Annotated in this window: 3 protein-coding genes; 2 read left to right on the forward strand and 1 reads right to left on the reverse strand. The window is 58.1% G+C overall.

The window, feature by feature from the left end:
* The coding region (locus HNW77_RS17155) for a chloride channel protein (protein WP_172159305.1) at nt 1–594 on the forward strand (594 nt) is incomplete at its 5' end.
* 318 nt (nt 595–912) lie between these two features.
* Nucleotides 913–1,335 (forward strand): chloride channel protein, encoded by a 423-nt coding sequence (locus tag HNW77_RS17160; protein ID WP_241694549.1) that lies wholly within the window; start codon nt 913–915, stop codon nt 1,333–1,335.
* On the opposite strand, the gene HNW77_RS17165 is transcribed toward HNW77_RS17160, so the two are convergent.
* Nucleotides 1,325–1,440, reverse strand: a 116-nt coding sequence (locus HNW77_RS17165) for a transposase (protein ID WP_146044241.1), incomplete at its 5' end; no start/stop codon positions are given. The genes HNW77_RS17160 and HNW77_RS17165 overlap by 11 nt on opposite strands.

Genomic DNA, 1,440 nt, shown 5'->3' on the forward strand with positions numbered 1-1,440 from the left:
TGTGTCATTCGCCTCTCCAAGGGACTGCCAGGATCACTTCGCCCATTTGCGGCACGTTTCCCTCTCGGTTTTGCCGCTTTATGTGGTCTGCTTCTGGCCCTGATCGGCCTAGTCTCTGACGGGGCGAGCTATGGTACGGGCTATCTCCAGGCGCGAGGAATCATAGACGGCACCCTCCATTATCCAGCCTCCTTCTTTTTCCTGAAATACCTCTCCATACTAATCACCTTTTGTTCTGGCATACCTGGCGGCATGTTTGCACCGTCCCTAGCTATCGGTGCTGGCATGGGCGGGTGGATCGGACAGTTCCTACCCCACACCTCTCCAGGTGCTGTAGTTCTGCTTGGGATGGCGGCATATTTCTGTGGCGTTGCCCAATCTCCGCTCACAGCGACGATCATCGTGATGGAGATATGCGATAACCAGCAGGTCACGCTGGCGCTTCTGGCAACCGCATTTCTGGCGTTCGGAGTGTCGCGAATGATCTGTCCCCATCCACTATATTCCGTCCTTGCTACAGGTTTCATGGAAAAGACCGAGCAGAAGGAGATTCAGAAAAAAACTGCTCCGAGCCCGGAAACGGGTCCCTCATGAACAGCGACCCGGATCGCAGATGTCGCATTCGAAGCCGGGGAACCTCAGTCAACGAAAGAAGACGCCGTGCTACAGCAGGTGCCAGATAGAACACCGCACTCAGAACGAACCGACAGTTCCTGCAGTCTGGTTTTCCTCGCGTCAGCGTCAATCCTGATCGGTATCGCAACCGGTACGATCTGCGGAACCTTTCGCCTGTTTCTGGAGTGGCTGGAATTCACGCGAACGGAGATGGCCCCTCGGTTTCTGCATGGTTCGCCGTGGGGAGGCTTCTTTCTGGTCGTCGGCGTTGCCCTGGCAGCTCTGACAGCTGTAGAAATGGTACGCCGCCTTGCACCGCTGGCGGCAGGCAGCGGCATTCCTCATGTCGAAGCCGTGCTATCGGGCATTACCGGCCCGGCGTCATGGCCACTCATCCCGGTCAAATTCGTCGGCGGTCTACTGGCGATTGGGAGTGGTCTGGCCCTGGGACGCGAAGGGCCTAGCGTACAGATGGGAGCCGCAGTAGCCGATGCGATCGCACGACGGCTCTCACTGGGACGTGCAGACTGCCGTGCCCTTCTTGCCGCTGGCGCGGGAGCAGGTCTTGCAACGGCCTTCAATGCGCCAGCCGCAGGTGCTGTTTTTGTCCTGGAAGAACTGGTGGGGCAATTTGAGGCGAGAATGGTCTGCGCAGCGCTCGGAGCGTCCATCTCAGCCATTATGTTCAGTCGTGGCATTCTAGGGCCTGTTAGGGCTTGATCCAGTCTGCTGCGGCAGCGATGTGGATGACCGCGAGGAACGACGTTGCTGTTTTTTCATATCTGGTTGCGACAGCGCGCCACTCCTTGAGGCGAGCCCAGAGGT

Source organism: Komagataeibacter melomenusus, from assembly GCF_013155395.1.
GTDB lineage: Bacteria > Pseudomonadota > Alphaproteobacteria > Acetobacterales > Acetobacteraceae > Komagataeibacter > Komagataeibacter melomenusus.